Below are 478 nucleotides of genomic sequence, written 5' to 3' on the forward strand. Positions count from 1 at the left end.
GCTTTTGATTATGAGCGCATTTTCTTATGCCGCCGATGAAGCGACACCCGAAACCCCTGTGCAACAGCAGTTGCAGGAAGTCAATGTCCGCGCCGACGCCAAACGCGTCAAAGCCGCCCGTTCTTACTCCATCGCCAGCGACGGCGACTTGCGCGACCGCGTGAACTTGGGCGTATTGGGCAAAGCCAACGCCTTTACCGCGCCGATTACCGTCGTCAATTACGACGAACAAGCCCTCAACAACACCGAAGCGCGTACTTTGGTGGATGCCGTAGCGAAAAAAGACGCTTCCGTTTGGCAGTTTGGCGGCGAAAGCAACACGCTGACCGGCCTGTATTTCCGCGGTTATCAACTTGATGCGCGCCAATTCAGCGTCAACGGTTTGGCAGGCATGTATGGCACGCAAGGTACTGCCAGCGTGCAAGTTGGCTCGGCGCAATTGATTAAAGGCGCGTCCACCGCCGTAAACGGCATGGAC

General features: G+C 56.7%; 1 protein-coding gene. It reads left to right on the top strand.

The genetic code is table 11. The annotated features are described in order from the left end of the window. Window positions 1-478 (top strand): TonB-dependent receptor plug domain-containing protein (locus ACTHUT_RS21810; protein ID WP_440419905.1); only part of this gene is annotated, 478 nt, incomplete at both ends.

The sequence above is a fragment of the Neisseria sp. P0022.S010 genome (genome assembly GCF_051956635.1).